Annotated in this window: 24 protein-coding genes; 13 read left to right on the top strand and 11 right to left on the bottom strand. The window is 63.8% G+C overall.

Annotated features, from left to right (window positions below; translation table 11 throughout):
- Nucleotides 1–9 precede the first annotated feature (9 nt).
- Nucleotides 10–759 carry a COG4705 family protein gene (locus tag QOU61_RS25260; RefSeq protein WP_289653911.1) on the bottom strand — a complete coding sequence of 250 codons (750 nt, stop codon included), beginning with the start codon at nucleotides 757–759 and terminating at the stop codon, nucleotides 10–12.
- A 230-nt stretch (nucleotides 760–989) separates the two neighbouring features.
- Between QOU61_RS25260 and QOU61_RS25255 the strand changes: the two genes are divergently transcribed.
- The gene (locus QOU61_RS25255) at nucleotides 990–1652 is read left to right on the top strand and encodes a response regulator (RefSeq protein ID WP_289653910.1); all 663 of its coding nucleotides are present in this window, start codon (nucleotides 990–992) and stop codon (nucleotides 1650–1652) included.
- A complete protein-coding gene (locus QOU61_RS25250) occupies nucleotides 1649–2974 on the top strand; it encodes an ATP-binding protein (RefSeq protein WP_289653909.1) in 1326 nt (441 codons plus the stop codon). Before QOU61_RS25255 ends, QOU61_RS25250 begins: the two co-directional genes overlap by 4 nt.
- 42 nt (nucleotides 2975–3016) lie before the next feature.
- Here QOU61_RS25250 and QOU61_RS25245 read toward each other — a convergent pair whose 3' ends face one another.
- Together QOU61_RS25245 and QOU61_RS25240 are read right to left on the bottom strand one after the other, a co-directional pair.
- Complete coding sequence (locus QOU61_RS25245) at nucleotides 3017–3826, bottom strand: hypothetical protein (protein WP_289653908.1); 810 nt, start codon at nucleotides 3824–3826, stop codon at nucleotides 3017–3019.
- A 15-nt stretch (nucleotides 3827–3841) separates the two neighbouring features.
- Nucleotides 3842–5014: an MBL fold metallo-hydrolase gene (locus QOU61_RS25240; protein WP_354142469.1), complete on the bottom strand. Its 1173-nt coding sequence runs from the start codon at nucleotides 5012–5014 to the stop codon at nucleotides 3842–3844.
- A gap of 224 nt (nucleotides 5015–5238) precedes the next feature.
- Between QOU61_RS25240 and QOU61_RS25235 the strand changes: the two genes are divergently transcribed.
- Nucleotides 5239–5940 carry a metallophosphoesterase family protein gene (locus QOU61_RS25235; RefSeq protein WP_289653906.1) on the top strand — a complete coding sequence of 234 codons (702 nt, stop codon included), beginning with the start codon at nucleotides 5239–5241 and terminating at the stop codon, nucleotides 5938–5940.
- 332 nt (nucleotides 5941–6272) lie between these two features.
- Here the strand turns inward: QOU61_RS25235 and groL are convergent, their stop codons facing one another.
- Nucleotides 6273–7913, bottom strand: a complete 1641-nt coding sequence (groL, locus tag QOU61_RS25230; protein ID WP_289653905.1) for a chaperonin GroEL — start codon at nucleotides 7911–7913, stop codon at nucleotides 6273–6275.
- A gap of 137 nt (nucleotides 7914–8050) precedes the next feature.
- A complete protein-coding gene (locus QOU61_RS25225) occupies nucleotides 8051–8365 on the bottom strand; it encodes a co-chaperone GroES (RefSeq protein WP_289653904.1) in 315 nt (104 codons plus the stop codon).
- 434 nt (nucleotides 8366–8799) lie between these two features.
- Here QOU61_RS25225 and QOU61_RS25220 point away from each other — a divergent pair, with 434 nt between their 5' ends.
- The 3 genes from QOU61_RS25220 (at nucleotide 8800) to QOU61_RS25210 (ending at nucleotide 11868) form a co-directional block, all read left to right on the top strand.
- On the top strand, nucleotides 8800–9081 hold the full coding sequence (locus tag QOU61_RS25220; protein WP_289653903.1) for an usg protein: 282 nt from the start codon (nucleotides 8800–8802) through the stop codon (nucleotides 9079–9081).
- Between the two features lie 145 nt (nucleotides 9082–9226).
- Entirely contained in the window at nucleotides 9227–9805 is a 579-nt protein-coding gene (locus tag QOU61_RS25215) for a cupin domain-containing protein (protein ID WP_289653902.1), read from the top strand.
- A 125-nt stretch (nucleotides 9806–9930) separates the two neighbouring features.
- Nucleotides 9931–11868 (top strand): acyltransferase family protein, encoded by a 1938-nt coding sequence (locus tag QOU61_RS25210; protein ID WP_289653901.1) that lies wholly within the window; start codon nucleotides 9931–9933, stop codon nucleotides 11866–11868.
- A gap of 21 nt (nucleotides 11869–11889) precedes the next feature.
- On the opposite strand, the gene QOU61_RS25205 is transcribed toward QOU61_RS25210, so the two are convergent.
- The gene (locus QOU61_RS25205; RefSeq protein WP_289653900.1) at nucleotides 11890–13140 is read right to left on the bottom strand and encodes a NupC/NupG family nucleoside CNT transporter; all 1251 of its coding nucleotides are present in this window, start codon (nucleotides 13138–13140) and stop codon (nucleotides 11890–11892) included.
- 361 nt (nucleotides 13141–13501) lie between these two features.
- Between QOU61_RS25205 and QOU61_RS25200 the strand changes: the two genes are divergently transcribed.
- From QOU61_RS25200 to QOU61_RS25185, 4 genes are all read left to right on the top strand, one after another.
- Nucleotides 13502–14311, top strand: coding sequence for a gluconate 2-dehydrogenase subunit 3 family protein (locus QOU61_RS25200; protein WP_289653899.1), 810 nt, complete (start codon nucleotides 13502–13504; stop codon nucleotides 14309–14311).
- Nucleotides 14312–14333: 22 nt separating this feature from the next.
- Complete coding sequence (locus QOU61_RS25195; RefSeq protein ID WP_289653898.1) at nucleotides 14334–16100, top strand: GMC family oxidoreductase; 1767 nt, start codon at nucleotides 14334–14336, stop codon at nucleotides 16098–16100.
- 25 nt (nucleotides 16101–16125) lie between these two features.
- On the top strand, nucleotides 16126–17364 hold the full coding sequence (locus tag QOU61_RS25190) for a c-type cytochrome (RefSeq protein ID WP_289653897.1): 1239 nt from the start codon (nucleotides 16126–16128) through the stop codon (nucleotides 17362–17364).
- A 260-nt stretch (nucleotides 17365–17624) separates the two neighbouring features.
- The gene (locus QOU61_RS25185) at nucleotides 17625–18848 is read left to right on the top strand and encodes an MFS transporter (RefSeq protein WP_289653896.1); all 1224 of its coding nucleotides are present in this window, start codon (nucleotides 17625–17627) and stop codon (nucleotides 18846–18848) included.
- Between the two features lie 60 nt (nucleotides 18849–18908).
- Here the strand turns inward: QOU61_RS25185 and QOU61_RS25180 are convergent, their stop codons facing one another.
- The 5 genes from QOU61_RS25180 to QOU61_RS25160 all read right to left on the bottom strand — a co-directional run bounded on the left by QOU61_RS25180 (nucleotide 18909) and on the right by QOU61_RS25160 (nucleotide 24126).
- A complete protein-coding gene (locus QOU61_RS25180) occupies nucleotides 18909–19661 on the bottom strand; it encodes an SDR family oxidoreductase (RefSeq protein ID WP_289653894.1) in 753 nt (250 codons plus the stop codon).
- On the bottom strand, nucleotides 19654–20436 hold the full coding sequence (locus QOU61_RS25175) for a proteasome-type protease (protein ID WP_289653893.1): 783 nt from the start codon (nucleotides 20434–20436) through the stop codon (nucleotides 19654–19656). Before QOU61_RS25175 ends, QOU61_RS25180 begins: the two co-directional genes overlap by 8 nt.
- A 165-nt stretch (nucleotides 20437–20601) precedes the next feature.
- The gene (locus QOU61_RS25170) at nucleotides 20602–21438 is read right to left on the bottom strand and encodes a transglutaminase family protein (protein WP_289653892.1); all 837 of its coding nucleotides are present in this window, start codon (nucleotides 21436–21438) and stop codon (nucleotides 20602–20604) included.
- A 157-nt stretch (nucleotides 21439–21595) separates the two neighbouring features.
- Nucleotides 21596–22540, bottom strand: coding sequence for an alpha-E domain-containing protein (locus QOU61_RS25165; protein ID WP_289653891.1), 945 nt, complete (start codon nucleotides 22538–22540; stop codon nucleotides 21596–21598).
- A gap of 167 nt (nucleotides 22541–22707) precedes the next feature.
- Nucleotides 22708–24126: a circularly permuted type 2 ATP-grasp protein gene (locus QOU61_RS25160; RefSeq protein WP_289653890.1), complete on the bottom strand. Its 1419-nt coding sequence runs from the start codon at nucleotides 24124–24126 to the stop codon at nucleotides 22708–22710.
- 227 nt (nucleotides 24127–24353) lie between these two features.
- Between QOU61_RS25160 and QOU61_RS25155 the strand changes: the two genes are divergently transcribed.
- The 3 genes from QOU61_RS25155 (at nucleotide 24354) to QOU61_RS25145 (ending at nucleotide 26410) form a co-directional block, all read left to right on the top strand.
- A complete protein-coding gene (locus tag QOU61_RS25155) occupies nucleotides 24354–25094 on the top strand; it encodes a competence/damage-inducible protein A (protein WP_289653889.1) in 741 nt (246 codons plus the stop codon).
- A 17-nt stretch (nucleotides 25095–25111) separates the two neighbouring features.
- Nucleotides 25112–25639, top strand: a complete 528-nt coding sequence (gene gpt / locus QOU61_RS25150) for a xanthine phosphoribosyltransferase (RefSeq protein WP_289653888.1) — start codon at nucleotides 25112–25114, stop codon at nucleotides 25637–25639.
- 153 nt (nucleotides 25640–25792) lie between these two features.
- Nucleotides 25793–26410 (top strand): hypothetical protein, encoded by a 618-nt coding sequence (locus tag QOU61_RS25145; protein ID WP_289653887.1) that lies wholly within the window; start codon nucleotides 25793–25795, stop codon nucleotides 26408–26410.
- The last annotated feature ends 9 nt before the right edge of the window (nucleotides 26411–26419 follow it).

The following is a 26419-nucleotide window of genomic DNA, read 5'->3' as shown; positions in this document are numbered from 1 at the left end:
AGTGGGAATTCACTCCGCGGGGCGGGCTTCGTCCATGCGCTCGCCCTCGAACGTCACCCAGACGACGAGGACGATGATCACGGTGAGGAAGACGAGGCTGGTATGGACCGTGCCGAGCCCGACCCCGCCGTAGTTCCGCGATTGCGACAGGAGGTCGCCGAGCGAGGCGCCGAGCGGCCGGGTGAGGATGTAGGCCAGCCAGAAGGAGAGAACAGGGTTGGTGCCGAGCTGGTAGAATACGGCAATGAAGGCGATCAGCACGGCAAAGACGGCGACCCCGAGCTGGAAGCCGAGACCGAGTGCCTCGGTGGCGAGGTCACCGGCGGCCGTGCCGAGCGCAAAAGTGAACAGGATCGCGGCCCAGTAGAACAGCTCGCGCCGCGTGGTCACGATGGTTCGGATCGAGAGCGTTCGCTCGACGGCGTACCAGAGCGCGAAAGTGGCGGCGAGCGCGCAGGCGAAGGCGGCCGTGCTTACGTAAAGGCTGACCTCGAGCTTGTCGGTCAGGAAATCGGTGATCTGGGTGCCGACGATGCTGACGAGAACGACGGTCAGCCAGTAGATCCAGGGAACGTAGCGGCTGGAGCGAAGCTGCAGGATCAGCGCCACGACCAGCAGCGCGGCCATGCACGCCATGGTCCAGTTTGCGCCGAGGCCGGCGTGCACGGCAAGATAGTCGGCGCCGGTTTCGCCGACCGTGGTCGAGAGGATCTTGATGGTCCAGAAGATCAGCGTGACTTCCGGTACCTTGTTCAGCATCGAGCGTAGTTCCCAGTTTCTGAACACCTGCGTCTCCCTGCAACGAATGGCCTTTCGGAAGCGACCATGCCGATCCGGACTTAGGCGGCCCTTAGAACGGTGCCGGAGGTGGCGCATGGCGCTTCGACGGGACGTGCAGGGGGGCGCGACAGCTTCCTAAGTCTGCGCTAAGTCAGCTAGCCAAGACTGCATCATCACCGGTTCCATCTGTCGGACAGGCTTGAAGACAAATGCGCGTTCTGTTGATCGAGGACGACACGATGATCGGTGCCGCCGTCGAACAGGCGCTGAAGGATGCTGCCTATGCGGTGGACTGGGTGACGGACGGCGAGACCGCCGTCGACGCAGCGACGAGCGAGTCCTATGAGCTGGCCCTGCTCGATCTCGGCCTGCCGAAGGCCGACGGCCGCGACGTGCTTCGCCGGCTGCGTGCGCTCGGCCGCAGGCTGCCCGTCATCATCGTGACCGCTCGCGACGGCGTCGATGACCGCATCGAGGGCCTTGATCTCGGTGCGGATGACTACCTGATCAAGCCATTCGAGATTCGCGAGCTGCTGGCACGGATGCGTGCCGTGCTGCGCCGCGAGGGCAGCGGCTCCTCGACGCTGCTGACCAATGGAAAGCTCACGCTCGATCCGGCGACGCGCGAGGCATCGTTCCTCGACCAGACGTCGCGGCTCACGGCGCGCGAGTTCGCGCTGCTGCAGGCGCTGCTGGCGCGGCCAGGCACGATCCTCTCGCGCAGTGAGCTCGAACGACAGATCTACGGCTGGAATGAAGAGGTCGAGAGCAACTCCGTCGAATTTCTGATCCACACGATCCGCAAGAAGATTGGCGGCACGGCGATCCGCAACGTTCGCGGCGTCGGCTGGATGGTGGACCGCCCGTCATGATCAAGTCCTTGCGCGGGCGGCTGTTCGCCGGGCTGACCGCGATCATCATCGCGACCGGCGCGATCGGCGGCCTGTTCGCCTATCTGTGGGCCTTCGAGGAGGCGATGGAGCTCCAGGACTCCGTCCTGATGCAGCTTGCGAGCCTCGCCCAGAATGGCGGTTTCGCCGGCGGACAGCCGCTTCAGGGTGTCGAGGAGGACACCGAGGTCTGGGTCATCGAACTGGGAAGCACGCCGCGCGGCTCCACCGACGACCGTCGCCTGTTCGGCCTGCAAGACGGCCTGCAGGTCGCAACCCGCAAGGGACAGCCGATCCGCGTGCTCGTGCGGACGCGCCCTGACGGCAGCCGCTACGCCGTGGCGCAGCCGACCGCCGCGCGCGACGAGACCGCACGCGACGTGGCCTTTCGCACGCTGCTGCCGATCGCGGCGCTGATTCCGTGTCTGCTGCTGGTGACCGCGTTGGTCATCGCCTATTCGCTGCGCCCGATCGTGCGGCTGGCCTCCGATCTCGACGCCAGGCGCGCCGATGACCTGACCCCGCTGCCGCTTGCGAAAATGCCGAGCGAGCTGCATCCGTTCATCGCCTCCATCAACGGGCTGCTCGCGCGCATGCGGTCGATGATCGACCAGCAGCGGCGTTTCGTCGCCGACGCGGCGCATGAGCTGCGCACGCCGATCACCGCGCTCAGCCTGCAGGCGGAGAATCTCGACCCGGTCGAACTTCCGGCGCCTGCCCGGGAACGTCTTGCGGCGCTCAAGAAAGGCATACAGCGCGCCAAGCATCTGCTGGAGCAGCTCCTTGTCCTGGCGCGGCAGGAGGCGACCGCCCTCGACACCGCCGATATGCCGCCGACGGCGCTCGACCGCGCCGTGAAGGAAGTGGTGGCCGACCTGTTGCCGCAGGCGACCGATCGCGGCATCGATCTCGGATTCGAGTTGGCCGAGCCGCTGACGGTGCGGGCTGAACCCGTGATGCTCGCGATGGTGATCCGCAACCTGCTCGACAATGCGCTCCGCTTCACGCCGTCGGGCGCAAGCGTCGATATCGGGGTCTATCGCGAGGGCGAGGCGGCCATCGTGCAGATCGAGGATAGCGGGCCCGGCATCGCACCCGGCGACATCGACAAGGTCTTCGAGCCGTTTTTCCGCGGCTCCCGTTCGGAAGCAGAGGGGAGCGGTCTTGGCCTGTCGATCGTGACGCGCGTTCTGGACCGGCTGGGCGGCTCGATCGCGCTGGAGAACATGAGCGGCGCGGCCCGGTCCGGGCTCCGCGTGACGGTTCGCTTGCCGATCGCGGCCGGCCTCGGCGCGGCGGCGTAGCGGATGGCGGTGCGGCTTTCGGTCGAGGGCCTGCGCCGAACCTTACGGGGAGGAATGCTCCGACCGAAATCCGTATTCGGGACCAAAATAGCCGATCGTGTCGATGCCCAGATCTTTGTGCTCGCTTATCAAGCGAACGGTGCTCTTCAGCGGCGCGGCTCCCTCCGGCCTGGCCGGCCATATCACCAGGCCTCTCGGTTGGCTCGCTTCCTTCCAGCGCAGCTCCTTGCCGCGGAGCATCGTCTCCGCAAATTTGCGCCAGAGCGCAAGGTGATCGGGCCCCATGAATGGCCAGAATTCCTTGATTTGCCCATGCGTCTCGCTGGTGCGCTCGGATTTCAATTCAACGTTGACGAGTTCGCTTTCACCGTTGCCATCCACGCGAACCAGCAGCAGGTCGGCTACTACTCGTTTGGGTTTCTCGCTGAGCCCAATCGCATTTGGTACGCTAAGCGCGATCTCGTCCGACACGAACCGGTACGAATGATCGTCGTCCAGGGCATGCTCGATTGATTTGACGTGCCCGTCGTTTTCCATTGCCTGCAGGATCAGCCACGATTGAACGGATTTTTCAGGTGTGTCCCGGCTGGGAGGTTCCAGCTTGCTGCGTCCGTCCTTCAGCGCGTCGAGCTTGTTACGCAAGGTCGACGCGCTCGTGATGTTGGAAAAGCCTAGTTGGGGCGTGCTGTTGGCGCAACTAACGAGGCTTATGGAGCCGACGGACGGCCTGAGACGAAAGCTGTAGTGTCTGACCAGCTCGTCATGGTCTTTCATGACGTCGGCGAATTCGTTGCTCTGGATGCGCTTGGCGTTCTCAAGGAGTCTTTCGAGCTGATCGTTCGGAGATGTCATCGGTCACTTTCATTTTCAGACGTCAATCCACTCGCCATCCTCGGCGAGCGTCACGTTGTCAAATAGCGAGGGAAATTGGTTCCTTCCGAAGGTATGGATCGGAATGAGGCGACAGGGTCGAATAGCCGATGCGAGGCGCTTCAAGTCCGGAACGCTTGCGTGGCCCGAGGTATGAAGGGTTTCAAAGGGAATTCCGCGCCTTTCGCAATCCGCTCGCAGCCTTGCTCCGGCTCCATCAGCCAGATATCCATCCCACTGCGACCAGATCACGCGCGCTCCCGCCAGTGCGTCAGCACGATCGAGGTCTTGCATCATCCAACCGCGAAACAGCATGACTAGCCGGCCAGCCTTGTCCCTTAGTTGTTCGGGCCAGAGGCGGAAATCCCGGTACTTGTCGACCAGCGGCGCGATGCCGTTCTTGACGAGCTGGACCCTTTGCGACTGCGGAATGTAGACCGCGACGTTGGGCCAGCCATGTTCCGGCTTGGGTATGGTTGCGTATCCCGTCGCGGACAGCACCTCGGCTGCATAGGCGTCCACAAGCAACGTGCGGCCAGCGCGTTTCGCGGCGCGATAGATCGTCACCACCCTGTCAATGTTTTGCGCTGAACAGGCGACCAGGGCGATCCCGCTCGTTTCCTCGAACCGCCTGAGAAACCCTTCCTCAAGATCGGTCTCGCTGGGAAATCGCTGGTCATTTGCAAGCCTTCCAAGACTTGATCCCTCCATCAGCATGATGTCGATGTTTTCTGGGGGATTGCGCACCAGCCGTTCGAACAGGCTGCCTTTTCTCCCGTGCGCCCGAAGATCGCCGGAATAGAATAGCCGCTTCCCGCCGGCTTCGATTTCGAGCGCATAGGCGTCAAAACCCGAATGGTCCACGAGATGCGGTATGATCTTGAATGGACCGATCGACATCGGCTTGCCGGATACGAGGTGATAGGCAGCGTTCAGCGCTACGCCGCCGGGCACGAAACGGGACGCCGCGGCCATGATGGCTTCCGTCGCCGCTCCCATGGCCAGCGGAATCGTGGCCTGGACCTTTGGAATGAGACCCCAATGATCCCGGTGCCCATGCGAGACAATGATGGCGAGGAGGCTTGCCGACGGCGCTTCGAGACCGTCAATCTCCGGGAGGCTGGCTCTCGCAAGGTCCGGCGCATCCAGAGGCAAGCCCAGATCCAGCAATATTCGCGCCCCGCTGCTCTCGACCTCGACGCATGTACCGCCGATCTCCCGCGTTCCCCGATGAATTCGCAATCGCATCGTTCAACCAATATCTCGATTCCCAATCTTCTATATTCAAACGAGGGCCCGAGAAATTTACACGTTATGGAATTTTTCAAACATTTATTTTGCCTGGCGAATTGGCGAATCGATTGCCAGCTAGAAGTTTGATCTGGAAGGACGACATGGCAAAGCGTCTTGTTTTCGCGATAGGGGATATCCATGGCTGTTTCGAGGAGCTGAGATCGCTGCTCGACCTCTGCAGTGGAAACGCCGGCCGCATCGAGCACGAGTTCGTGTTGCTGGGCGACTACGTGGACAGGGGGCCTGCATCCAATGAGGTGATCGCCTACCTGATGCGTGCGCAGGCCGCCGGCAAGCCGCGGTTTCGGTGCTTGCTGGGAAATCACGACAGCATGCTTTCGATTGCCGCGAACCCCGGGCGTTCCGACGCCGAGCTAATGCAGTGGTGGGCCAATGGCGGGGAGGCGACGCTCGATGCCTACGGCATAGATGACCCTTCCGACCTGCCGCCGGACCACCTCGCATGGATAAGATCGCTTCCTTATTGCTTGCACGAGAACGATCGATTCTTCGTCCATGCCGGCGTGAGGCCCGGCATTGTGCTCGCGGCTCAATCCGAACACGACATGCTGTGGATACGCGAGCCGTTCCTGTCTTCGGGGCTTTGGCACGGGGCTTTGGTGGTGCATGGCCACACGCCGACGGCAACACGTGCGCCAGAGGTGCGGTCCAATCGCATCAATCTCGACACCGGAGCCTGTTTTGGCGGACCGCTGACCGCCGCGGCGTTCGGCTCCGACCGATTGGATCCGCTTTTCTTTGTCAACAGCGACGGCTTGCGGTTTCAGATAACGGCGGATTGAGAGGTAGCCGGGCTAGTGGAGCGGATTTGACGTTCGCTTCCCATTTGCCGCGATTCCCTTACGCGAACGTCAAATCCAAAGCTCCACTAGAAACAATAACTTGGTAGTGGTCCTTTGATTCTAACATTCGCAAAAGAGCCTGCTGCAACGGGATGCGAATGTTAGAATCGGACCACTAGCGCGTGCATTCCCGCGCCAAACAGGCCACAAACACAGGCCACAAGCAAAAGGGCGCGGCTTGCACCGCGCCCTTCGCGTTTCGTGCGGATCGCGGTCCCGGATCAGCGATGCACCGCTCAAGCGCTGCATCGCGTCCGGGACGACGCGGGACCTTAGAAGTCCATGCCGCCCATGCCGCCGCCCGGAGGCATCGCGGGGCCGGCCGACTGCTTCTTCGGCAGCTCGGCGACCATGGCTTCGGTCGTGATCAGAAGGCCGGCCACGGAGGAGGCGTTCTGGATCGCGGTGCGCACCACCTTGGTCGGGTCGATGATGCCCTTGGAGACCAGGTTGACGTAGTCGCCGGTCTGGCTGTCGAAGCCGTAGCCGTACTGATCCTTCTCCAGGATCTTTCCGACGACGACCGAGCCGTCCTCGCCCGCGTTGATCGCGATCTGGCGAGCCGGCCAGGAGAGCGCCTTGCGGACGATCTCGATGCCGGTCTTCTGGTCCTCGTTCTTCGGGCGCAGGCCCTTGAGGTGCTCGGAGGCTCGCAGCAGGGCGACGCCGCCGCCCGGCAGGATGCCTTCCTCGACCGCGGCGCGGGTCGCGTGCATCGCGTCATCAACGCGATCCTTGCGCTCCTTCACCTCGACCTCGGTCGCGCCGCCGACGCGGATCACCGCGACGCCGCCGGCGAGCTTGGCCAGACGCTCCTGCAGCTTCTCACGGTCGTAGTCCGAGGTAGTCTCCTCGATCTGCGCCTTGATCTGCTGTACGCGCGCCTCGATGTCGGCCTTCTTGCCGCCGCCGTTGACGATGGTGGTGTTCTCCTTGTCGATCATCACCTTCTTGGCGCGGCCCAGCATGTTGAGCGTGACGTTCTCGAGCTTGATGCCGAGATCTTCCGAGATCGCCTGGCCGCCGGTCAGGATCGCGATGTCCTGCAGCATGGCCTTGCGGCGATCGCCGAAGCCCGGAGCCTTGACGGCCGCGACCTTCAGCCCGCCGCGCAGGCGGTTGACGACGAGGGTGGCGAGCGCTTCGCCCTCGACGTCCTCGGCGACGATGAGCAGCGGCTTGCCGGTCTGCACGACGGCTTCCAGCAGCGGCAGCAGCTCATTCAGCGAGGACAGCTTCTTCTCGTTGATCAGGATGTAGGGATCGTCCATCTCAACGCGCATCTTGTCGGCGTTGGTGACGAAGTAGGGCGAGATGTAGCCGCGGTCGAACTGCATGCCCTCGACGACGTCGAGCTCGGTCTCCAGCGACTTGGCTTCCTCGACCGTGATGACGCCCTCGTTGCCGACCTTCTTCATGGCGTCGGCGAGGAACTTGCCGATCTCGGCATCGCCGTTGGCCGAAATGGTGCCGACCTGGGCGATCTCCTCGTTGGAGGTGACCTTCTTGGAGTTCTTGACGAGGTCCGCAACCACAGCCTCGACCGCGAGGTCGATGCCGCGCTTGAGGTCCATCGGGTTCATGCCGGCGGCAACCGCCTTGGCGCCTTCGCGCACGATCGCGGCCGCAAGCACGGTCGCGGTGGTGGTGCCGTCGCCGGCCGCGTCAGCCGACTTGGAGGCGACTTCGCGCACCATCTGCGCGCCCATGTTCTCGAACTTGTCCTCGAGCTCGATTTCCTTGGCGACGGTGACGCCGTCCTTGGTGATGCGGGGAGCGCCGAACGACTTGTCGAGCACCACGTTGCGGCCCTTCGGGCCGAGCGTGACCCTCACGGCGTTGTTGAGAATGTCGACACCGCGCAGCATGCGGTCGCGGGCGTCGACGCCGAATTTCACATCTTTAGCTGACATATTGGGTTTCCCTGAGTTGAACTGATCTCACCCTGTCGGTGACGCCTTTGTTTTGCACCGTTCGCGACGGCCTCGCTTCCGCTTGGCCTGCTCGGGTACGCGGCGCTCCTTAAGGGCTGAGCGTGTGCGGCGTGGAATCAGGCGGCCTTCTTCTTGGCGGCGGTGTCGGTGAGAACGCCCATGATGTCGCTCTCCTTCATGATCAGCAGCTCTTGGCCGTCGATCTTGACCTCGGTGCCGGACCACTTGCCGAACAGCACGCGGTCGCCCACCTGAAGATCGATCGGGATCAGCTTCCCGCTCTCGTCACGGCCGCCGGGGCCGACAGCGACGACTTCGCCCTGGGAGGGCTTTTCCTTGGCCGTGTCGGGAATGATGATGCCGCCTGCGGTCTTCTCTTCGGCGTCGATGCGCTTGACCACGACGCGGTCGTGAAGCGGACGGAATTTCATGCAGTCCTCCTAAGCTCTTACGAATATTGTGGATTTTTGGATGCTAGCAGTCATGGCCAGCGAGTGCCAGCCTGACTGGCTGGAAATAGGCCACAGCTTTGTGATGAGCAAGAGGCTTCTAGCAGAAAATTTGCCGCTGCCCCGGAGGCTGGCCGGCAATTTCGCCCGAGATCATTAACGATGGTCCGGGAGCGCGGAGGGCGTATTAGCAGCTGCGGTAAGCTGCTGCCAAAGCAACAATTTTCAACAATTCATTAACCCTTTGGGCTTGAGATGCGTTGGTTGCGTGCGTCACATTTCTCTCATGTGAGCGCATCTCGAACCGGGTGGCTCGGCTAACTCGGCATGAAGCGGGTTCGGAAAAACGGTCTCTGCTTTTCCGCATCATGCCAACGGCCTCCCCTTGAATATGCGCTCCTGCAAAGGAGGTTGGCATGGTCTCGAGGGTTGTTTCCGACGACTTTCGGAAGCAGGTGCTGGGTTACGGGCTGACGACGGCGCAGATTCTTTATCGGATGCCGGATCACCCGTCGTTGCTGCAAACCTATGTCTGGCAGAACTACGACCTGTTTCCGAAATTTCCGGCGTTGCAGGATTTCCTCGCGTTTTGGCAGAAAAAGCTCGATGGCCCGCTCTACTCCGTGACGGTGGCGCATTCGCGCCTGATCAAGCCGGCGGAGCTGCGCGCGGTCGACGGCGTGTTCCGCCTGCACTGAGACAGGCCAGATTTGTAGGGTGGGTTAGCGTAGCGTAACCCACCATCTTCGTCGCCACGTGGCGGTGGGTTACGGCTTCGCCTAACCCACCCTACGAAGCGCTCTCTGTGCTAACCTTTCGCAGGTATCGAAAGGGAGAACGCCGATGGCGAGCAGGAAGCAGAAGCGCAAGCCCGTATCGCGCGCGGCGGCACGAAGGCCGGCGCAAAGGAAATCGGCGGCACGCAAGACGGCAGCCAAATCCACAGCGGCCAAATCCACGGCGGCCAAGTCAACCGCGCGCAAGAAGATCGTTCGCCGCGCCAGAGCGGCGGTGCCGGCCGCCAGGCCCGCGCGGAAGAAACAGCGCGTCGCAATCAGCCATCACCGCGAGGAGGATTTCAAGGCCGACGGCCTGCGCGCCTACGCGCAATACCGCGACCTCGGCATCAAGGGTGCCACGGGCGGGCTGGCGCAGGCCCATGTGATCCGCCTGCTCGGTCCGTGCAATCCGCAGGAGGTTTCCAAGCTGCACTTCCACGACGTCGACTTCCAGATGGTCTACGTGTTGAAGGGCTGGGTGAAGACCTACATGGAAGGCGAGGGCGAGACCATGATGCGCGAGGGCAGCGCCTGGACCCAGCCGCCGCGCATTCGGCACATGATCCTCGACTATTCCGACAACGTCGAACTCCTGGAAATCATCCTGCCGGCCGATTTCGACACGGTGGAGCTGACGGCGTGACGGGGCCCGTCGGCTGAACCGGCCGGGCCATGCACCGGCGTCTTGCGGCCTTTTCTTCCCGCATTCCGCACGCTAAGGCGTGAGTGACTGTCGCCAGGATTTCGCTTGTCGGTTTTTTGTTTGACATGACCAGGGCCTATCGCGAGGACATCGACGCGTTGCGCGCGCTCGCCGTGCTCTCCGTGATCGGTTTTCATTTCGAGGCGCCGCGGATTTTCGGCGGCTTCATCGGCGTCGACGTCTTCTTCGTCATTTCCGGCTTCCTGATCACCGGCATCATCCAGGCCGAGATGCGCGAGGACAGCTTCTCCTTTGCCCGCTTCTACGAGCGCCGCATCCGCCGCCTGTTGCCGGCGCTCTATGTGATGATCGCGTTCTCGGCGCTGCCGGCGATGCATTTCCTGCTGCTGTCGGAGCGGCTGGAATTCTTCCGCTCCGCGGCGGCCGCGGTGACTTTCACCTCGAACATCTTCTTCTACCTGCAGGCCGGCTATTTCGACCACGCCGCGGTGGAAAAGCCGCTGCTGCACACCTGGTCGCTCGCGGTCGAGGAGCAGTTCTATCTCGCGCTGCCGCCGATCCTGTGGGCGGTGATGCGGCTTGCGCGCGGCGGCCGCCTGGCGCTGCCGGTGGCGCTCGCCGTGCTCGGCGGCGCCTCGCTCGGGCTGAGCATCTGGCTGATCGCGAACGGGCGCGCCGAGAACGCCTTCTTCCTGAGTCCGCCGCGGGCGTGGGAATTCCTGGTCGGCAGCGCGATCGCGGTCGAGGGATTCCCGAAAGTGCCGCAGAATCGGCCGCTGCAGCATGCGATCCGCGGCATTGCGGTGATGATGATCCTCGTTCCCGTCTTCACCTACCAGCAGGGCCCGGATTTTCCCGGCGCCCGCGCGCTATGGCCGTGCCTCGGTGCGGCGCTGTTTATCTGGTGCGGCTACGGCATTCCGAACCGCACCCGTCATCCGCTGTCGTTCCTCAGCCTGCTGCGCTTCTGCGGCCAGATTTCCTATTCGCTCTATCTCTGGCACTGGCCGCTGTTCACCTTCGCGCGCTTTGCCAAGCCGAGCCTGACGCTCGACATCACCGAGAAGACCGCGCTGTTCGCGCTCACGGTCGTGATTTCCTACCTGTCATGGCGCTTCGTCGAGCAACCCTTCCGCGACCGAACCTTGGCGCCGACGCGGCGCGCCGCGTTCAGCACCGCCTTGTTCGCCAGCATGGCGCTGCTCGCAGGAAGCCTTGGCGGATTCATGCTGAGCCGCACGCCGTCGGACAGCGACCGCGCCGCCGCGCGGCTCGATGCCTATAACGCCTACGACTACAAGGCGCTCTACCGCTACGGCCAATGCTTCGCATCAGTCGACAGCCGCTTTGATGGTGACTGCCTCGTGCCTGCCGCCGGCAAGCTGAACCTGCTCCTGTGGGGCGACAGCCTGGCCGCGCATTATCGCAACGGGTTCGAGGCGATCGACCCGAACGCGCTGCAGATCCTGCAGGCGACGCAGCCGGCCTGCATGCCGACGCTCAGCACCGCCGCTCAGGCGATCGCCGCCTGCGGTGTGTTCGCGGCGCGGATGGCGGCGTTCTTCAGCGACATCAGGCCGGATCTGGTGATCCTGTCCGCGGACTGGCTCGAATATGCGCGCCCGCCGCGGTTCGACGCCATGATCGCCGACCTCAGGTCGACCATCGCGCGGCTGCGCGCGATGGGTATCCGCGTCGTGCTGTTGGGGCCTGCCGTGCAGTATCGGGCGCGGCTGCCGTCGATGCTGGCCCGGGCCGAGCGCCGCGGCATCGACGCGAAGCCTGACGACTTGGTGCTTGCCGACATCTTCGCGCTCGACCGCATGATGGCCGCGGCGCTGCCCAATGCCGACGGCTTCGCCTACATATCGGTGGTCGATGCAGTCTGCCCGGCGCGGCAATGTCCGCTCACGATCGCAGACGGCATCCCGGTATCCTGGGATCATGCGCATCTCACCCCCGAGGGCTCGGCCTATGTGGTGGCGCGGATCGCGCCGCAGGCCGGACTCAAAACGGCGAAGGTCGTTTCAGGACGCGATTGAAGCGGGCGGTCGGCAGGGGCGTCATGTCAGGACGCCGACGATCGCGCCCATCAGGCAGGTCGTGATGGTGCCCGACACGATCGATTTCACGCCGAGCGCGTTGATATCGTCGCGCCGCTCGGGCGCCATGGTGCCGAGCCCGCCGATCATGATGCCGAGGCTGCCGAAATTGGCGAAGCCGCACATCGCATAGAGCATGATCAGCCGCGAGCGCGGGTCGAGCGCATCCGTGCCCAGTTTCGACAGCTCGACATAGGCGATCAGCTCGTTGAGCACCGTCTTGGTGCCCATCAGGCTGCCCGCCGTGACGGCTTCCGGCCACGGCAGGCCCATCAGCCAGCACACCGGCGCCATCACGAGCCCGAGCATCCGCTGCAGTGAGATTTTTGCGCCGCCGATGTCGGGCAGCACGCCGAGGATGGCGTTGGCGAGATGGACCAGCGCAACCAGCACGAGCAGCATGGCGACGATGTTGAGCAGCAGTTCAAGCCCGCTCGATGTGCCCTTGACGATGGCATCCATGGTGCTGGTCGCGTGCGCGTCGGGATCACCCAACGCACCGCCGGTGCGGCGGTCCGATGTCTCGGGCACCATGATCAGGCTGACCAGGATCGCGGCGGGCGCGCCCAGCACGGAGGCGATCACGAAATGCGCGGCCGCGTCGGGAATCAGGGGAGCAAGCAGCGTCGCATAGAGCACGAGCACGGTGCCGGCGATCCCGGCCATGCCGCCGGTCATGACCAGGAACAATTCGCTGCGCGTCATCTGCGCCAGATACGGCCGCACGAACAGCGGCGCCTCCACCATGCCGAGAAAGATGTTGGCGGCGGTGGACAGGCCCACCGCACCGCCGACGCCGAGCGTGCGCTCGAGCACGAAGGCCATGCCGCGCACGACCGGCGGCAGCACCCGCCAGTAGAACAACAGCGTGGTCAGCACGCTCATGACCAGTACGATCGGCAACGCTTGGAAGGCGAGGATGAAGTCTGCGCCCGGGGTCTTCAGGTCGAAGGGCAGGGCGCCGCCGCCGAGATAGCCGAACACGAAGGAGGTGCCGGCGCGCGAGGCCGCGGCGATGGCGCCGACGGCGTCGTTGATGGCGCCGAAAGCGTGGGCGACAAACGACAGCTTGATCAGCGCAAGCGCAGTGACGAACGTCACGGCAAGGCCGATGGCCGCCTGCCTCAGCGAGACCGCGCGGCGGTTTTCGCCGAGCATCCACGCGATCGCGAGCAAGGCCACGACGCCAGCAGCCGATTGCAGTTGCAGCATGTCTCTCCCAACCCCGCAAAGCAGATGCAGATATGACAGCGGCGTCGTTCAAAGCGCAATGGCACGCATGCGCCAGTGTCCTGGACCCGAAGTCCGCGTCATTCCGCCGGCGCGTTCGTCATCCGGAGTTCTGAGGCAAAGCCACACCAGATCAACAAGTTGCTGGTGCCCGTTCTCGTGCGAAGGCACGAGGTGCAAGGGCGCGGCAATCGGCGATTCAGATTCGACGTCAAGGGCAGATTGAGCATGAACCCATCAGCACGCAGCCGATGTCGACCGGAGACGATGCTCTATCCTCAAAATCCGAAGCGTGCTAAGGTGACAACACTTCATAGGTGTTCCTTTGAAATCGAGGAGCCCAATGATTATCAATAAGCCACCGCTCAGTTCACCCGATGATGTCGGGAGCGGTATGCCCCATCCGCCGCGATTCCAGTCGGGCATTCGCCGCCGTGAGCTGATGCTGACCACGGCTACGACATTGTTGTTCTCTACGAACTCCGTCCTGGCAGGCATTGTCCAAGGCAGCTTGCCCTGGGAGCAGAATGCGGGCGCTCCGCCTACCGAAGTGAGACCCGGGCCCTGGACGTACTTCACTGCGGAAGAGGGCGCTGCTGTCGAGGCGCTCGTTGACCGATTGATCCCAGCGGACCCGCAGACGCCGGGAGGCAAGGATGCGGGCTGCGCGGTCTTCATAGACCGACAACTTGCGGGATCGTACGGCACCGCCGAAGGACTGTACATGCGCGGCCCCTTCGCTGAAGGAACGCCGCAACAGGGCGATCAGTCTCCATTGAGTCCGGCGGCACGGTATCGGCAGGCGCTGGCTGCGCTCGACAAGTATTGCCGCGCAACGTACGCGGGAAAGTCCTTCACGCAGATTCCCGACAATGAGAAGGACAAGTTGCTCTCAGGACTCGAGAAGGGCCAGGTGCATCTGGAAGGCGCAAATGGCCGGGCATTCTTCGAGCTACTGCTGCAGAACACGCGGGAAGGATTTTTCGCTGACCCCGTATACGGTGGTAACCGCAACATGGTCGGCTGGAAGATGATCGGATATCCCGGCGCGCGCTACGACTACCGGGATTGGGTTGAGCGGCACAACGAACGCTATCCCCTGCCTCCGGTTGGCATCAGTGGCCGGCCGGAATGGGTTCGGAAGGCAGATTGAACTTCGCGACAAGGGCCCGACAATGGCACGCAAGCTGCCAGCAACCGACGTCGTGATTGTGGGTCTGGGATGGACCGGTTCGATCCTGGCCCATGAACTGGCTGGAAGCGGGCTGAATATAGTGGCGATTGAGCGCGGTCCCTGGCGCGACACGGCCACCGATTTCCCGCCCGCGTATGCCCAAGACGAGTTGCGCTACCACATCCGCCACGACCTGTTCCTTCGACCAGCGCAGCTCACCATGACTGTCCGCAATGGCGTCAACGAGACGGCCCTGCCGATGCGCAGCTGGGGATCCTTCATGCCGCCGAACGGCGTCGGGGGCGGGGGCGTACACTGGAACGCGGAGACCTGGCGCTTTCTGCCAAGCGATTTCCAGATGAAAACGCACCTCACCGAGCGCTACGGCGAAAAATTTCTGCCCGCGGACATGACGATCCAGGATTGGGGCGTCACCTATGACGAACTCGAGCCCTGCTACGACAGGTTCGAATATCTCTGCGGCACATCGGGCAAGGCTGGCAACATCAAGGGCCAGATACAGGCGGGCGGCAATCCTTTCGAGGGGGCCCGCGCACGGGAGTATCCGACACCGCCGCAGAAGCAACCCTACGGACCTACGCTGTTCGCGCAAGCAGCCAAAGAGATGGGCTATAAGCCATTCCCGCAGCCATCCGGAAATCTGTCACAGGCTTACACCAACCCGCTCGGGGTCACTCTCGGGCCTTGTACGTATTGCGGGTTTTGCGAATGGTTCGGTTGTGGCAACTACTCGAAGGCCAGCCCGCAGACCACGATCCTGCCAGCACTCGTCCGCCAACCGAACTTCGAGGCGCGCACTCAGTGCGAGGTGTTGAAGATCAACCTCGACAACTCAGGAAAACGCGCCACCGGCGTCACCTATGTCGATACCAGCGGCAACGAATGGGAGCAGCCGGCCGACCTCGTGCTCCTCTGCGCCTTCCAGCTCTTCAACGTGCACCTGCTTCTGATTTCCGGAATCGGCAAGCCATACGATCCGCGCGCCAACGAGGGCATGATCGGGCGCAATTATTCCTATCAGGTCACATCCAGCGTAGATGCCTTTTTCGACAACAAGATCTTCAACCCGTTTATCGCCTCGGGCGCTATCGGGATGTGCATCGATGAGTTCAACGGCGACAATTTCGATCACGGGCCGCATGGCTTCGTTGGTGGCGGCTACATGGGCGCGGTGCAGACCAACGGTCGACCGCTCCAGACCACAAGGACTCCGAAGGGAACTCCGCAATGGGGTCTTGAGTGGAAGGAAGCGGTGGCGAAGAACTATTTGACCAGCTACGAGGCGGTCACCCATGGCGGCTGCTGCAGTTATCGTGACGCCTACTGTGACCTCGATCCGACTTACACCGACCGGTTTGGCCGCAAGCTCATGCGGATCACGTTCGATTTCCACGAGAACGAACTCAAGATGTCGCAATATCTGACGGACCGCCTGGCAGAGGTCGTCCAAAAGATGGGGCCGCGGCAGTTCGAGAAGAGGCCCCGCAGCGGCCCCTATGACAGTACGGTGTACCAGACGACGCATACATGCGGCGGTGCAATCATGGGCACTGATCCCAAGAGCAGCGCGTTGAATCGCTATCTGCAGAGCTGGGATGTATCCAACCTTTTTGTGTTGGGGGCCACCGCCTTCCCGCAAAACGCCGGATATAACCCCACTGACACTGTCGGCGCACTCGCTTATTGGACGGCGGACGCGATCACAAGCCAGTACCTTAAGAATCCCGGCCCACTCGTACATATCTGACAGCCAATGCCGGCGAGGTATCGGCATGAAAATGCGGAATCTGATGGCTCTGGCGCTTGTGGCCTGCACGACCGGCGCAATCGCTGCGTGGGCTGCGGAAGACAGCCAAGCGTTCGAGAAGATCGAGCGCGGCCGTTACCTCGCCGTGCTGGGTGATTGCGTCGGCTGCCACACTGCGCCAGGCGGCAAGCCCTTTGCCGGCGGCGCTGCGCTGGAGACGCCATTCGGAGCGTTGATCGGTCCAAACATCACCCCGGATGTTGCGACCGGTGTCGGTGCCTGGTCGGAGGAGGATTTCCGTCGGGCCATGCATGAGGGTATCGGCAGGGACGGCGCGCGCCTCTATCCGGCAATGCCCTATCCCGCCTACACCAAGGTCACTCGCGACGATGTATCGGCGATCTGGGCCTATCTGCGCTCCCTGGATCCGGTGCGCAACGAGGTTCAGCCAAACCAGTTGAGGTTTCCGTTCAACGTTCGCCGGCCGGCTACGTCCACCTGGGATTTGATCAATTTCCAGCCCGGTGTGTTTCAACCCAATCCAGCAAAGTCGGATGTGTGGAACCGCGGTGCCTATCTGGTCGAAGGTCTCGGTCATTGCGGAACCTGTCATACGCCGAAGAACATCACCGGTGGCGACCGGGGCAGCGAGGCCCTGCAAGGGGCGCTGTTACAGGACTGGTACGCGCCCGACCTGACCGAAGATCCCCGTACCGGGATCGGCAGTTGGTCCATCGAAGACATCGTCCGCTATCTCAAGACTGGTGCCAACTCTTACGATATTGCATCGGGGCCGATGGCCGAAGCCGTCTCGAACTCGACGTCTAAAATGACGGATGCCGATCTTCTGGCGATCGCGACCTATCTGAAAGACCGCGCGCCTCGGAGCGGAAGGGCAGTCACCGCGCTGGCCGCCGCCAATCCACGCATGGTTGCAGGCCAAGCAATATACGAAGACCGTTGCGCGGCATGCCACAGTCACAGTGGTGCGGGCGTTCCGAACCTCTTCCCGCGGCTGGCGAGCGCACCCTTGGTCCAGTCCGCTGATCCCACATCCCTGATCCGAGTCGTTCTGATCGGAAATCGCGCCGTTGCCACTTCAGCTGCGCCGACCGCGCCCGCCATGCCCGCCTTCGGTTGGAATCTCGATGATACCGAGATCGCGGACGTCCTGACATACGTCCGCAATACGTGGGGAAATGCTGCGTCCGCAGTTCAGCCTGAGGACGTAGCTAAGCTGCGCGGGCGGCTCAGCAGTAGGTGATTTGCTCACGGCGAATCCCAGTTGGAGCGCAGCAGCGATGGATCCCGGGGCTCGCCGCCGTGCCGGCCGATGCCCTTTGCTCGTCGAGGAATTGAGCGAGTCCGCTTCTGGCCCATCGCGTCATTCCGCGGCGACGCAGCAATTCGGTTGCTTTCAGATCAAAGCGGACCTTCAGCGCGGCGAAATTACAGAACCAGGTTTGTGGGTAGGCGTCCTAGCCACCGTTGACATCGCAGGCGATGTCCGCCACCGATCGGACCATGACCGCGATGTCCGAAGGCGCCGGTGCGCTGCTCAGGCACCCCTCGCTCATCTACTTCCTGCTGTCGCGCAGCCTCTCGCGGTTTTCCAGCCAGATCGCGGCGGTCGCGATTGGCTGGCAGATCTACGATCTCACCGGAAGCGCGCTCGATCTCGGCCTGGTCGGACTGGTGCAGTTTCTCCCCACCGCGCTGCTTGTCTTCGTCGCCGGCAGCGTCGCCGACCGCTACGAGCGCAAGCGCGTGATGCAGCTCTGCCAGCTTGCCCAGGCGCTGGCGGCGTTGCTGCTGGTCTGGGGCTCGTGGGGTGGCTGGCTCAACCAGACGCACCTGTTCCTGGTGACGGCCGTGTTCGGTACGGCGGGCGCGTTCGAAAGCCCGGCGACCTCGGCGCTGCTGCCGCTGATCACGCCGACCGGATCGCTGCAGCGGGCGACCGCGCTGTCGAGCGGCGCCACGCAGGTGGCGACCATCACCGGGCCTGCGCTCGGCGGGCTCGCCTATGCGGTCGCGCCGAGCCTCGCCTACGGCATCATCGTCGTGTTCTGGCTCGCCGGTACGTTGTTCACCGGCGGCATCCAGCCGACCGAGCCCGCGCCATCGGCAAAGCAGGCGCCGACGCCGGATGGACTGTTTGCCGGCATCGCCTTCATCCGCAGCAATCCGGCAATCCTCGGCACCATCTCGCTCGACCTGTTCGCGGTGTTGCTCGGCGGCGTCACCGCGCTGTTGCCGATCTATGCGCGCGACATCCTGCGGACCGGGCCCCTGGGTCTGGGCATCCTGCGCGCCGCGCCCGCCGTGGGCGCGCTTCTCATGACCATTTTCCTCGCGCGCCATCCGATCAGCCGCCGCGTGGGACTACGCATGTTCCAGTCGGTGATCGTGTTCGGCCTGGCGACCGTGGCGTTCGCGGTCTCGCCCTGGATGTGGCTGTCGGTCGCCTCATTGGCCGTGCTCGGCGCCGCCGATACCATCAGCGTGGTGATCCGGTTTTCGCTGGTGCAGCTGGCCACCCCCGACGCGATGCGCGGCCGCGTCGGCGCGGTCAATTTTCTCTTCATCAACGCGTCCAACCAGCTCGGCCAGTTCGAAAGCGGCATCACGGCGGCGCTGTTCGGCACCGTGCCGGCCGCGATCCTCGGCGGCGTCGGCACGGTCCTGATCGCGCTATTGTGGATGAAGCTGTTCCCGACGCTGCGCGCGGTCGAGAAGCTGGAGTAGGGGGCGGCGCCGGTTTCTGTTCACCTCTCCCCGCAAGCGGGGAGAGGGAGAGGAGAGATCTTAGCCCCTTCCGACGAACGGCATCTTCGAGGCCATGACCGTCATGAACAGCACGTTGGCGTCGAGCGGCAGCGTCGCCATGTAGGCGACCGCATCGCCGACCGCCTTCGAATCCATGCGCGGTTCCGGCATCTTGCGGCCGTCGGGCTGCAGCACGCCATCGACCATGCGATCGGTCATCGGGGTTGCGGCGTTGCCGATGTCGATCTGGCCGACCGCGATGTCATAGGCGCGGCCGTCGAGGTTGCTGGCCCGGGTGAGACCCGTGATGCCGTGCTTGGTCGAGGTATAGGGCGACGAGAACGGGCGCGGCGCGTGCGCCGAGATCGATCCGTTATTGATGATGCGGCCTCCGCGCGGGGTCTGGTCCTTCATGATGCGGAAGGCGTGCTGCGTGCAGAGGAACGGAGCGGTCAGATTGGTGGCGACCACCGACTGCCATTGCGCGAGGCTCAGATCCTCGAAGGGAATCGCGGGCGCGCCCATGCCGGCATTGTTGAACAGCACGTCGAGCCGGCCGTAAGCCTGCATCACCTTGGCGAACAGCGCGGCGATCGAGGCGGGATCGGTCATGTCGGCGGTGACGGGCAGGCTCTTGCCCTTCTCGCCGAGACCCGCGGTCTCCTCCAGCTTGTCGAGGCGGCGCCCGGCGAGCACCACGGTGAACCCGGCCTTCATCAGCGCCAGCGACGCCGCGCGTCCGACGCCCGTGCCGGCGCCGGTCACCAGCGCAATCTTCTTGGTTTCAGCCATTGTTTCCTCGCTCTTGTTGCTTCTTTGCTTCGGCTTCGGTCTTGTAGGGTGGGCGCGGGATGTTCTGATGCGCCGCGCGCAGCGCTGCCGACCAGCGCGAGCGCAAATCGTGGAAATAGGGCTCGCCGGCCTCGATCCGGTGGTTCAGGTCGGCCTCGCAGGCGTCGGTGCGCACGACCAGCACGTCGATCGGCAGACCCACGCCGAGGTTGGACCGCATCGTGGAATCCATCGAGATCAGCCCGGTCTTCAAGGCGTCATACAGTTCCACGTCGAAATGCATGGCGCGGTCGAGCACCGGCTTGCCGTATTTGTGCTCGCCGATCTGCAAATAGGGAGTGTCGGTGGTGCATTCGATGAAGTTGCCGGCGGTGTAGACCATGAAGAGCCGCATCCGCGAGCCCTTGATCTGGCCGCCGAACAGGAACGAGACGTCGAAACTGACGTCCTCCGATTTCAGCGCCGGGCCCTCCGTCGTATGGATCAGCCGGATCGCCCGGCCGATGCGCTGCGCCGCCTGGAACATGGTCGGTGCGTTCATCAGCGTCTCGACCTCGCCGGTCTCGGGGTCCTCGATTCCCTCGGTCAGGGTCGAAAGCACCGACTGGCTGATCGCCAGGTTGCCGGCGCTCGCGATCGCCATGATCCGCTCGCCGGGCTTTGCAAAGATGTGCAGCTTGCGAAAGGTCGAGACATTGTCGAGACCGGCATTGGTGCGCGTGTCCGCGATCATCACCAGCCCGTCTCGCACCAATATTCCGCAGCAATAGGTCATTCCGGCCCTCAGAATGCGCCAGTTGTCCCGGTTCTGGCCGCGCCGAATTTCTAGCCAATTTCCGGCAAACGGTCCAACGCTAAGCTTGGCCGCCATGCCGGCAGGACTTGCGAATGTCGAGTTGGGCCCGGTCGCAGGCCTTCGGCCTGCGCCGTTTGTCAAGTTCTAGGACTGCGACTGCCACTGACCGGGGCGGCCGGCCTGCTCCACCCGCACGGCGACGGTGAGCGTCTCGGTGCCGCCGCCATACCGGGTGCCGCGCACGGGAGCAGCGCCAAGATAGTCGAGGCCGATCGCGACGCGGGCATGCGCATCCGTCGTGGAGATGCTGTTGGCGGGGTCGAAGCCGACCCAGCCCAGATTAGGCACGAACGCCTCCGCCCAGGCGTGGCCGGCCTGTTGGCCGACGACGCCGTCGCCGCGCAGGAAATGGCCGGAGATGAAGCGCGCCGGCACTCCGGCGGTGCGCGCGCAGGCAATGAAGATGTGCGCATAGTCCTGGCACACCCCGCGCTTCAGCGCGAAGGCCTCGGCCGCCGAGGTGCCGCTGTTGGTCGGGTCGGCGTCGAAGGTCATGTGCTCGTTGATCTGCGTCATCAGCGTGTGCAGGAAGCCGATCGCGTCGCTCTCAGCTTCCGCGCGCAGCTCCTGCGCGAAACTCGCCATCGCCGGATTGACTGATGTGAGCGGCGTCGAGCGCAGGAACAGAGTCGGTGGAAACCGTTCATCGGTGCCGCGCAGCACGCCAGAGGTGTCGTGGGTCTCGATCAGGCCGCTGACATTGATGGTCAGCTCCCCGATCGGGCCATGGGTCAGGACATGGGTGAGGTTGCCGAACGCGTCCTCGTGGGGATCGAGCCGCGTGTCGGCGGAGACGTCGATCTGCCATTCCGCGACATACTGGCCGTCATGGCTGCCCGGCGTCATGCGCAGGATCTGGATCACGCCGGTCGCGGCCGGCTCGTAGCGGTAGGTGGTGCTGTGTGAAATTTGCAGGCGCATGGCGGTATTCGATGGTCGGTGTGTTGGTCGATGCGTAGCCTCTTTTCACCCCTCCCTGAAAGGGGGAGGTCGACACGAAGTGTCGGCAGAGGGTCCATCTTGCGACATCGTGATTGACCCCCAACGCTCCCCCTTGCAGGGGGAGGCGGAACTCTTGTTACATCAGGTACTGCTTGCTGATGATTTCGCCGAGCCGGGCATTGTCGGCGATGAATTCCTGGATGAATTCGTGCACGCCATGCTGGAAGATGTCGTCCATGTGGCTGTGTTCGAGGCGGTTGCGGATGCCGCGGGCATGGCGCTGCGCCGGACCCTGCCGGCCGTAGGCGACGCCAATCTGGTCGAGGTTGCGGACCAGATTGCCGTAACAGCTCGCGAGCGACCGCGGCAGAGTGTCGTTGAGGATCAGGAGGTCGGCGATCAGCCAGGGTTTCAGCGTCTCGCGGTAGACCCAGTGATAGGCCGTCAACGCCGAGACCGAGCGCAGGATCGAGCTCCACTGGTAGAAATCGAGCGGACCGCCGACATGCTCCTCCTCGGGCAGCAGCACGTGGTACTTGACGTCGAGGATGCGCGCGGTGTTGTCGGCGCGTTCCAGATGCAAGCCGAGCCTGGAGAACCAGTAGGCGTCGTTGCGCAGCATGGTCCGGTAGGCCGAGCCGTCGAAGCGCAGCGAGGTTTCCTGCACGAAGCGCAGGAATTTCGCGAGATCCTCGCGGCTCGAGGTGCCCTTGCTCCAGACTTCCTGCAGCTCGATCCAGGCGCCGTTGATGGTGTCCCACATCTCGCTGGTCAGGGCTGTGCGCACCGAGCGCGAGTTCAGCCGCGCCGCCTCGATGCAGTTCCTGATCGAGGATGGGTTTTCGGCCGAGAACGACAGGTAGTCGATGACGTTGCGTTCGTCGGCTTCGTCGTAGCTGTCGTAAAAGCTCTCGCTGACCCCCGCGGTGAACAGCGCCGATTCCCATTCATTGGTTTTGCCGACGTAGGCGGCGGGCAGTGCGGTGACGCGCAAGGTCGCGTCGATGGTGCGCGCGATATATTCGGCGCGCTCGACATAGCGGGCGAGCCAGAACAGGTTTTCGGCGGTGCGCGACAGCATGCGGCGATCTTTATCCCCGTTGACGGTGCAAACCTCCCCCGGAAAGGGGAAGGTCGGCGCGGTGCGCCGGGAGGGGGTCACTTTCGGCCTTTGCAATAGACCCCCACCCCAACCCTCCCCCTTTCAGGGGGAGGGGGCGCAGCGGCGGTGTGCGTCCGAAATCCATCTCACTCATCCAATATCCATGTATCCTTGGTGCCGCCGCCCTGGCTCGAATTCACCACCAGCGAGCCTTCCTTCAGCGCGACGCGGGTGAGCCCACCCGGCACGATGGTGGTGCGGTTGCGCCCGGTCAGCACGAATGGCCGCAGGTCGACATGGCGCGGCGCAAGCCCACTCTCGGTGCAGGTCGGGCAGGTCGAGAGCGCCAGCGTCGGCTGGGCGATGAACCCCTCCGGCTCGCGCTTGAGCTTGTCGCGGAACGCCTCGATGGTCGCTTTCGTCGAGGCCGGCCCGATCAGCATGCCGTAGCCGCCGGAGCCGTGCACCTCTTTCACCACGAGGTCGGCGATGTTGTCGAGCACATAGGCGAGGTCGGCAGGCTCCCGGCAGCGCCAGGTCTGTACGTTCTTCAGGATCGGCTCCTCGCTCAGGTAGAAGCGCACGATCTCGGGCATGTAGGAATAGATCGCCTTGTCGTCGGCGATCCCGGTGCCCACCGCGTTCGCCAGCGTGATGTTGCCGGCCGCGTAGGCCGACATCAGGCCGGGCACGCCGAGCGCCGAATCCGGGCGGAAGGTGAGGGGATCGAGGAAATCGTCGTCGACCCGGCGGTAGATCACGTCGACGCGCTTCAATCCTTCGGTGGTGCGCATGAACACCTCGTCGTTCTTGACGATGAGGTCGCGCCCCTCGACCAGCTCGATGCCGAGCTTGTCGGCGAGGAAGGAGTGCTCGTAATAGGCGGAATTGTAGATGCCCGGCGTCATCAGGGCGATGGTCGGCTCGGCGGAGGCGCTTGAGGGCGCGACCGAGCGCAGCGCGGAGAGCAACTCGTCCGGATAGCGCTCGACCGGCGCGATACGATGGCGCGCGAACAGGTCCGGAAACAGCCGCATCATGATCTCGCGGTTTTCCAGCATGTAGGAGACGCCGGAGGGCGTGCGCGCATTGTCCTCCAGCACGATGAATTCCTCTGCGTTGACGCGGACGATGTCGATGCCGGCGATGTGGACATAGACGTCGTGCGGCACGTGCTGCCCGTTCATCTCGGGGCGGAACACCGGGTTCTGGAAGATCAGGTCCTCGGGCACGATGTTGGCGCGCAGGATCTCGCGGCCGTGATAGATGTCACGCAGGAACATGTTGAGCGCGCGCACCCGCTGCTTGAGGCCCTTCTCGAGGATGGTCCATTCCCTTGAAGACATGATGCGGGGAATCACGTCGAACGGAATCAGCCGCTCCTGGGCCTCGGCATCGCCATAGACCGCGAAGGTGATGCCGATTCGGCGGAACAGGAGCTCGGCTTCCTGGCGACGATATTCCAGCGCGTCCGGCGGCGTCTCCTTGAGCCAGCGGGAGAGTTCGCGATAGGCCGGACGGGTGTCGCCGCCCGGGCCGTTCATTTCATCGAAGGCAGCTGCCATGGAGCCCCAATTTGGATGCGACCTTAAGAGTGCATGACTTGAAGGGGTGGTAGCAAGGGGTGGGCCAGCGCGATATGCAGGGCTCCGCGGCATTTCGCGCGGCCGGGCGCCGGCGCTGCCTCAAAAAATGGCGTGAGCCTGCTTATTTCGGTAGCAAAATCCCCGTGACATCAAGCTTTTGCTTGCGCATTGTCCGCGGGCGAAACGGGGTGAGAAAAGGACAGGTCATGAGCGAGATCGTCACGGCGGGACTTCTGGTGATCGGCGACGAGATCCTGTCCGGCCGGACCAAGGACAAGAACATCGGCTTTATCGCAGAATACTTGACCAATCTCGGGATCGACCTGAAAGAGGTCCGCGTGGTCGCCGACGAGGAGGCCGACATCGTCGCCGCCCTTGATGCGTTGCGGCATCGCTACACCTATGTGTTCACCACCGGCGGCATCGGGCCGACGCACGACGACATCACCGCCGACAGCGTGGCGAAAGCGTTCGGCGTCGGCATCGACCATCATCCCGAAGTGGTCGCCCGCTTCAAGGAGCGCTTCCAGAATCCGGGCGAGCTCAACGAGGCGCGGCTGCGCATGGCGCGCATTCCCGATGGCGCGGAGCTGATCCAGAGCGCGACGATCCTGGCGCCCGGCTTCAAGCTCGGCAATGTCATCGTGATGGCCGGCGTACCCTCGATCATGCAGGCGATGATGGACATCGTGGCGCCGAAGCTGAAATCAGGCGTCAAGATGCTGTCGGAATCGGTGCGCGCCAATTGCCGGGAAGGCGACATCGGCGGCCCCTTGCGCGAGATCGCCAAAGCTCATCCCGACACCATCATCGGCAGCTATCCCTTCCTCGACGAGGACAAGAAGCCGAACACCAATCTCGTGGTGCGTTCGCGCGACCCGGAAAAGCTCAATGCGGCGATGGGCGCCGTGAAGGAGATGCTGGCCGGGCTGAACGTCGCCCGCTAGCGAGAAGGTGAGACGACATGGCGGACGTGATGCCTGAATTGAGTGCGGCGGAGCGGGCCGGAAAGGCTTTTCCGGTCTCGTGGGACCAGTTCCATCGCGACTGCCGCGCGCTGACCTGGCGGCTCAACGAGGTCGGGCCGTTCCACGCGGTGATCGCGATCACCCGCGGCGGCCTCGTGCCGGCGGCAATCGTCGCGCGCGAGCTTGGCGTGCGCGTCATCGATACCGTCTGCATCGCAAGCTACGACCACACCAAGCAGGGCGATCTGAAGGTGCTGAAAGGCATTGCCGCCGACGTGGCGAAACTCGGCGGCGGCACCGGCAAGGGTCTGCTGATCGTCGACGACCTCGTCGATACCGGCCGCACCGCAGCGCTGGTGCGGCAGATGATTCCGGATGCGCATTTCGCCACCGTCTACGCCAAGCCGAAGGGCCGGCCGCTGGTCGACACCTTCATCACCGAAGTGTCGCAGGACACCTGGATATTCTTCCCGTGGGATACCGCGCTGACCTTCCAGCCGCCGATCCGCGACGGCGCGGCGTGAGGGAGGCTTCCGTTCACCTCGCCCCGCTTGCGGGGAGAGGTCGCATCGCGTCAGCGATGCGGGTGAGGGGGACGAACCGCAACATCGAATGCGCTGGAAATGCCCCTCACCCCGGCCCTCTCCCCGCAGGCGGGGAGAGGGAGAACTAAAGCCATGCCCCTGCAAAACCGCGTCACGCCAACCGGCGACATCATCGCGACAGCGCATCGCGGCCTGTTCACCGGCAACCGCGGCATCATCCACGATCCCGCGACCAAAACGCTGCTGCGGAAGCGCTGGTCGAGCCCGGCCTGGCTGACTTGCGTCTGCGAGTTCCGCGGGCGACGGCGCAAGGTCATGGGCGGGCGAAGCTGGACCGAGCTGTTCTTTCTCGACGAGGCGACGGCGCTGTCGGCCGGGCATCGGCCCTGCTTCTACTGCCGGCGCGACGACGCCAACCGTTTTCGCGCGGCCTGGGAAAAGGGCAACCGGTCCGGCCCCATGCTTGCGCCCGAGATCGACGCGGTGCTGCATCGCGAGCGGCTCGAGGGCGGCAAGAAGCGGCTGCATCCCTTGCCGGTCGCGATCGCCGCGCTGCCCGACGGCGCCATGGTGCGGCAGGGCGATGACAGTTTTCTCGTGCGCAAGGGCCGGGCGCTGCGCTGGTCGCCGGCGGGCTATGGCGATCCGCGAGCCGTGGGCGATAACGCCCTGCTGCTGACGCCGCCCTCGACCCTGCGCGCCATCGCTGCGGGCTACGAGGTCGTGCTGCATCCGAGTGCGACGATCTAGATTGTCGCG

Origin of the sequence: Bradyrhizobium sp. NP1 (genome assembly GCF_030378205.1) — a bacterium.
Taxonomy (GTDB): Bacteria; Pseudomonadota; Alphaproteobacteria; order Rhizobiales; family Xanthobacteraceae; genus Bradyrhizobium.
This window is presented reverse-complemented; position numbering and strand designations above follow the sequence as displayed.

What these genes read in the sequence shown, in the direction of transcription:
- QOU61_RS25260 (WP_289653911.1), bottom strand. Translation starts at nt 759, where the DNA reads ATGCTGAACAAGGTACCGGAAGTCACGCTGATCTTCTGGACCATCAAG.
- QOU61_RS25255 (WP_289653910.1), top strand. Translation starts at nt 990, where the DNA reads ATGCGCGTTCTGTTGATCGAGGACGACACGATGATCGGTGCCGCCGTC.
- QOU61_RS25250 (WP_289653909.1), top strand. Translation starts at nt 1,649, where the DNA reads ATGATCAAGTCCTTGCGCGGGCGGCTGTTCGCCGGGCTGACCGCGATC.
- QOU61_RS25245 (WP_289653908.1), bottom strand. Translation starts at nt 3,826, where the DNA reads ATGACATCTCCGAACGATCAGCTCGAAAGACTCCTTGAGAACGCCAAG.
- QOU61_RS25235 (WP_289653906.1), top strand. Translation starts at nt 5,239, where the DNA reads ATGGCAAAGCGTCTTGTTTTCGCGATAGGGGATATCCATGGCTGTTTC.
- groL (WP_289653905.1), bottom strand. Translation starts at nt 7,913, where the DNA reads ATGTCAGCTAAAGATGTGAAATTCGGCGTCGACGCCCGCGACCGCATG.
- QOU61_RS25225 (WP_289653904.1), bottom strand. Translation starts at nt 8,365, where the DNA reads ATGAAATTCCGTCCGCTTCACGACCGCGTCGTGGTCAAGCGCATCGAC.
- QOU61_RS25220 (WP_289653903.1), top strand. Translation starts at nt 8,800, where the DNA reads ATGGTCTCGAGGGTTGTTTCCGACGACTTTCGGAAGCAGGTGCTGGGT.
- QOU61_RS25215 (WP_289653902.1), top strand. Translation starts at nt 9,227, where the DNA reads ATGGCGAGCAGGAAGCAGAAGCGCAAGCCCGTATCGCGCGCGGCGGCA.
- QOU61_RS25210 (WP_289653901.1), top strand. Translation starts at nt 9,931, where the DNA reads ATGACCAGGGCCTATCGCGAGGACATCGACGCGTTGCGCGCGCTCGCC.
- QOU61_RS25205 (WP_289653900.1), bottom strand. Translation starts at nt 13,140, where the DNA reads ATGCTGCAACTGCAATCGGCTGCTGGCGTCGTGGCCTTGCTCGCGATC.
- QOU61_RS25200 (WP_289653899.1), top strand. Translation starts at nt 13,502, where the DNA reads ATGATTATCAATAAGCCACCGCTCAGTTCACCCGATGATGTCGGGAGC.
- QOU61_RS25195 (WP_289653898.1), top strand. Translation starts at nt 14,334, where the DNA reads ATGGCACGCAAGCTGCCAGCAACCGACGTCGTGATTGTGGGTCTGGGA.
- QOU61_RS25190 (WP_289653897.1), top strand. Translation starts at nt 16,126, where the DNA reads ATGAAAATGCGGAATCTGATGGCTCTGGCGCTTGTGGCCTGCACGACC.
- QOU61_RS25185 (WP_289653896.1), top strand. Translation starts at nt 17,625, where the DNA reads ATGACCGCGATGTCCGAAGGCGCCGGTGCGCTGCTCAGGCACCCCTCG.
- QOU61_RS25180 (WP_289653894.1), bottom strand. Translation starts at nt 19,661, where the DNA reads ATGGCTGAAACCAAGAAGATTGCGCTGGTGACCGGCGCCGGCACGGGC.
- QOU61_RS25175 (WP_289653893.1), bottom strand. Translation starts at nt 20,436, where the DNA reads ATGACCTATTGCTGCGGAATATTGGTGCGAGACGGGCTGGTGATGATC.
- QOU61_RS25170 (WP_289653892.1), bottom strand. Translation starts at nt 21,438, where the DNA reads ATGCGCCTGCAAATTTCACACAGCACCACCTACCGCTACGAGCCGGCC.
- QOU61_RS25165 (WP_289653891.1), bottom strand. Translation starts at nt 22,540, where the DNA reads ATGCTGTCGCGCACCGCCGAAAACCTGTTCTGGCTCGCCCGCTATGTC.
- QOU61_RS25160 (WP_289653890.1), bottom strand. Translation starts at nt 24,126, where the DNA reads ATGGCAGCTGCCTTCGATGAAATGAACGGCCCGGGCGGCGACACCCGT.
- QOU61_RS25155 (WP_289653889.1), top strand. Translation starts at nt 24,354, where the DNA reads ATGAGCGAGATCGTCACGGCGGGACTTCTGGTGATCGGCGACGAGATC.
- gpt (WP_289653888.1), top strand. Translation starts at nt 25,112, where the DNA reads ATGGCGGACGTGATGCCTGAATTGAGTGCGGCGGAGCGGGCCGGAAAG.
- QOU61_RS25145 (WP_289653887.1), top strand. Translation starts at nt 25,793, where the DNA reads ATGCCCCTGCAAAACCGCGTCACGCCAACCGGCGACATCATCGCGACA.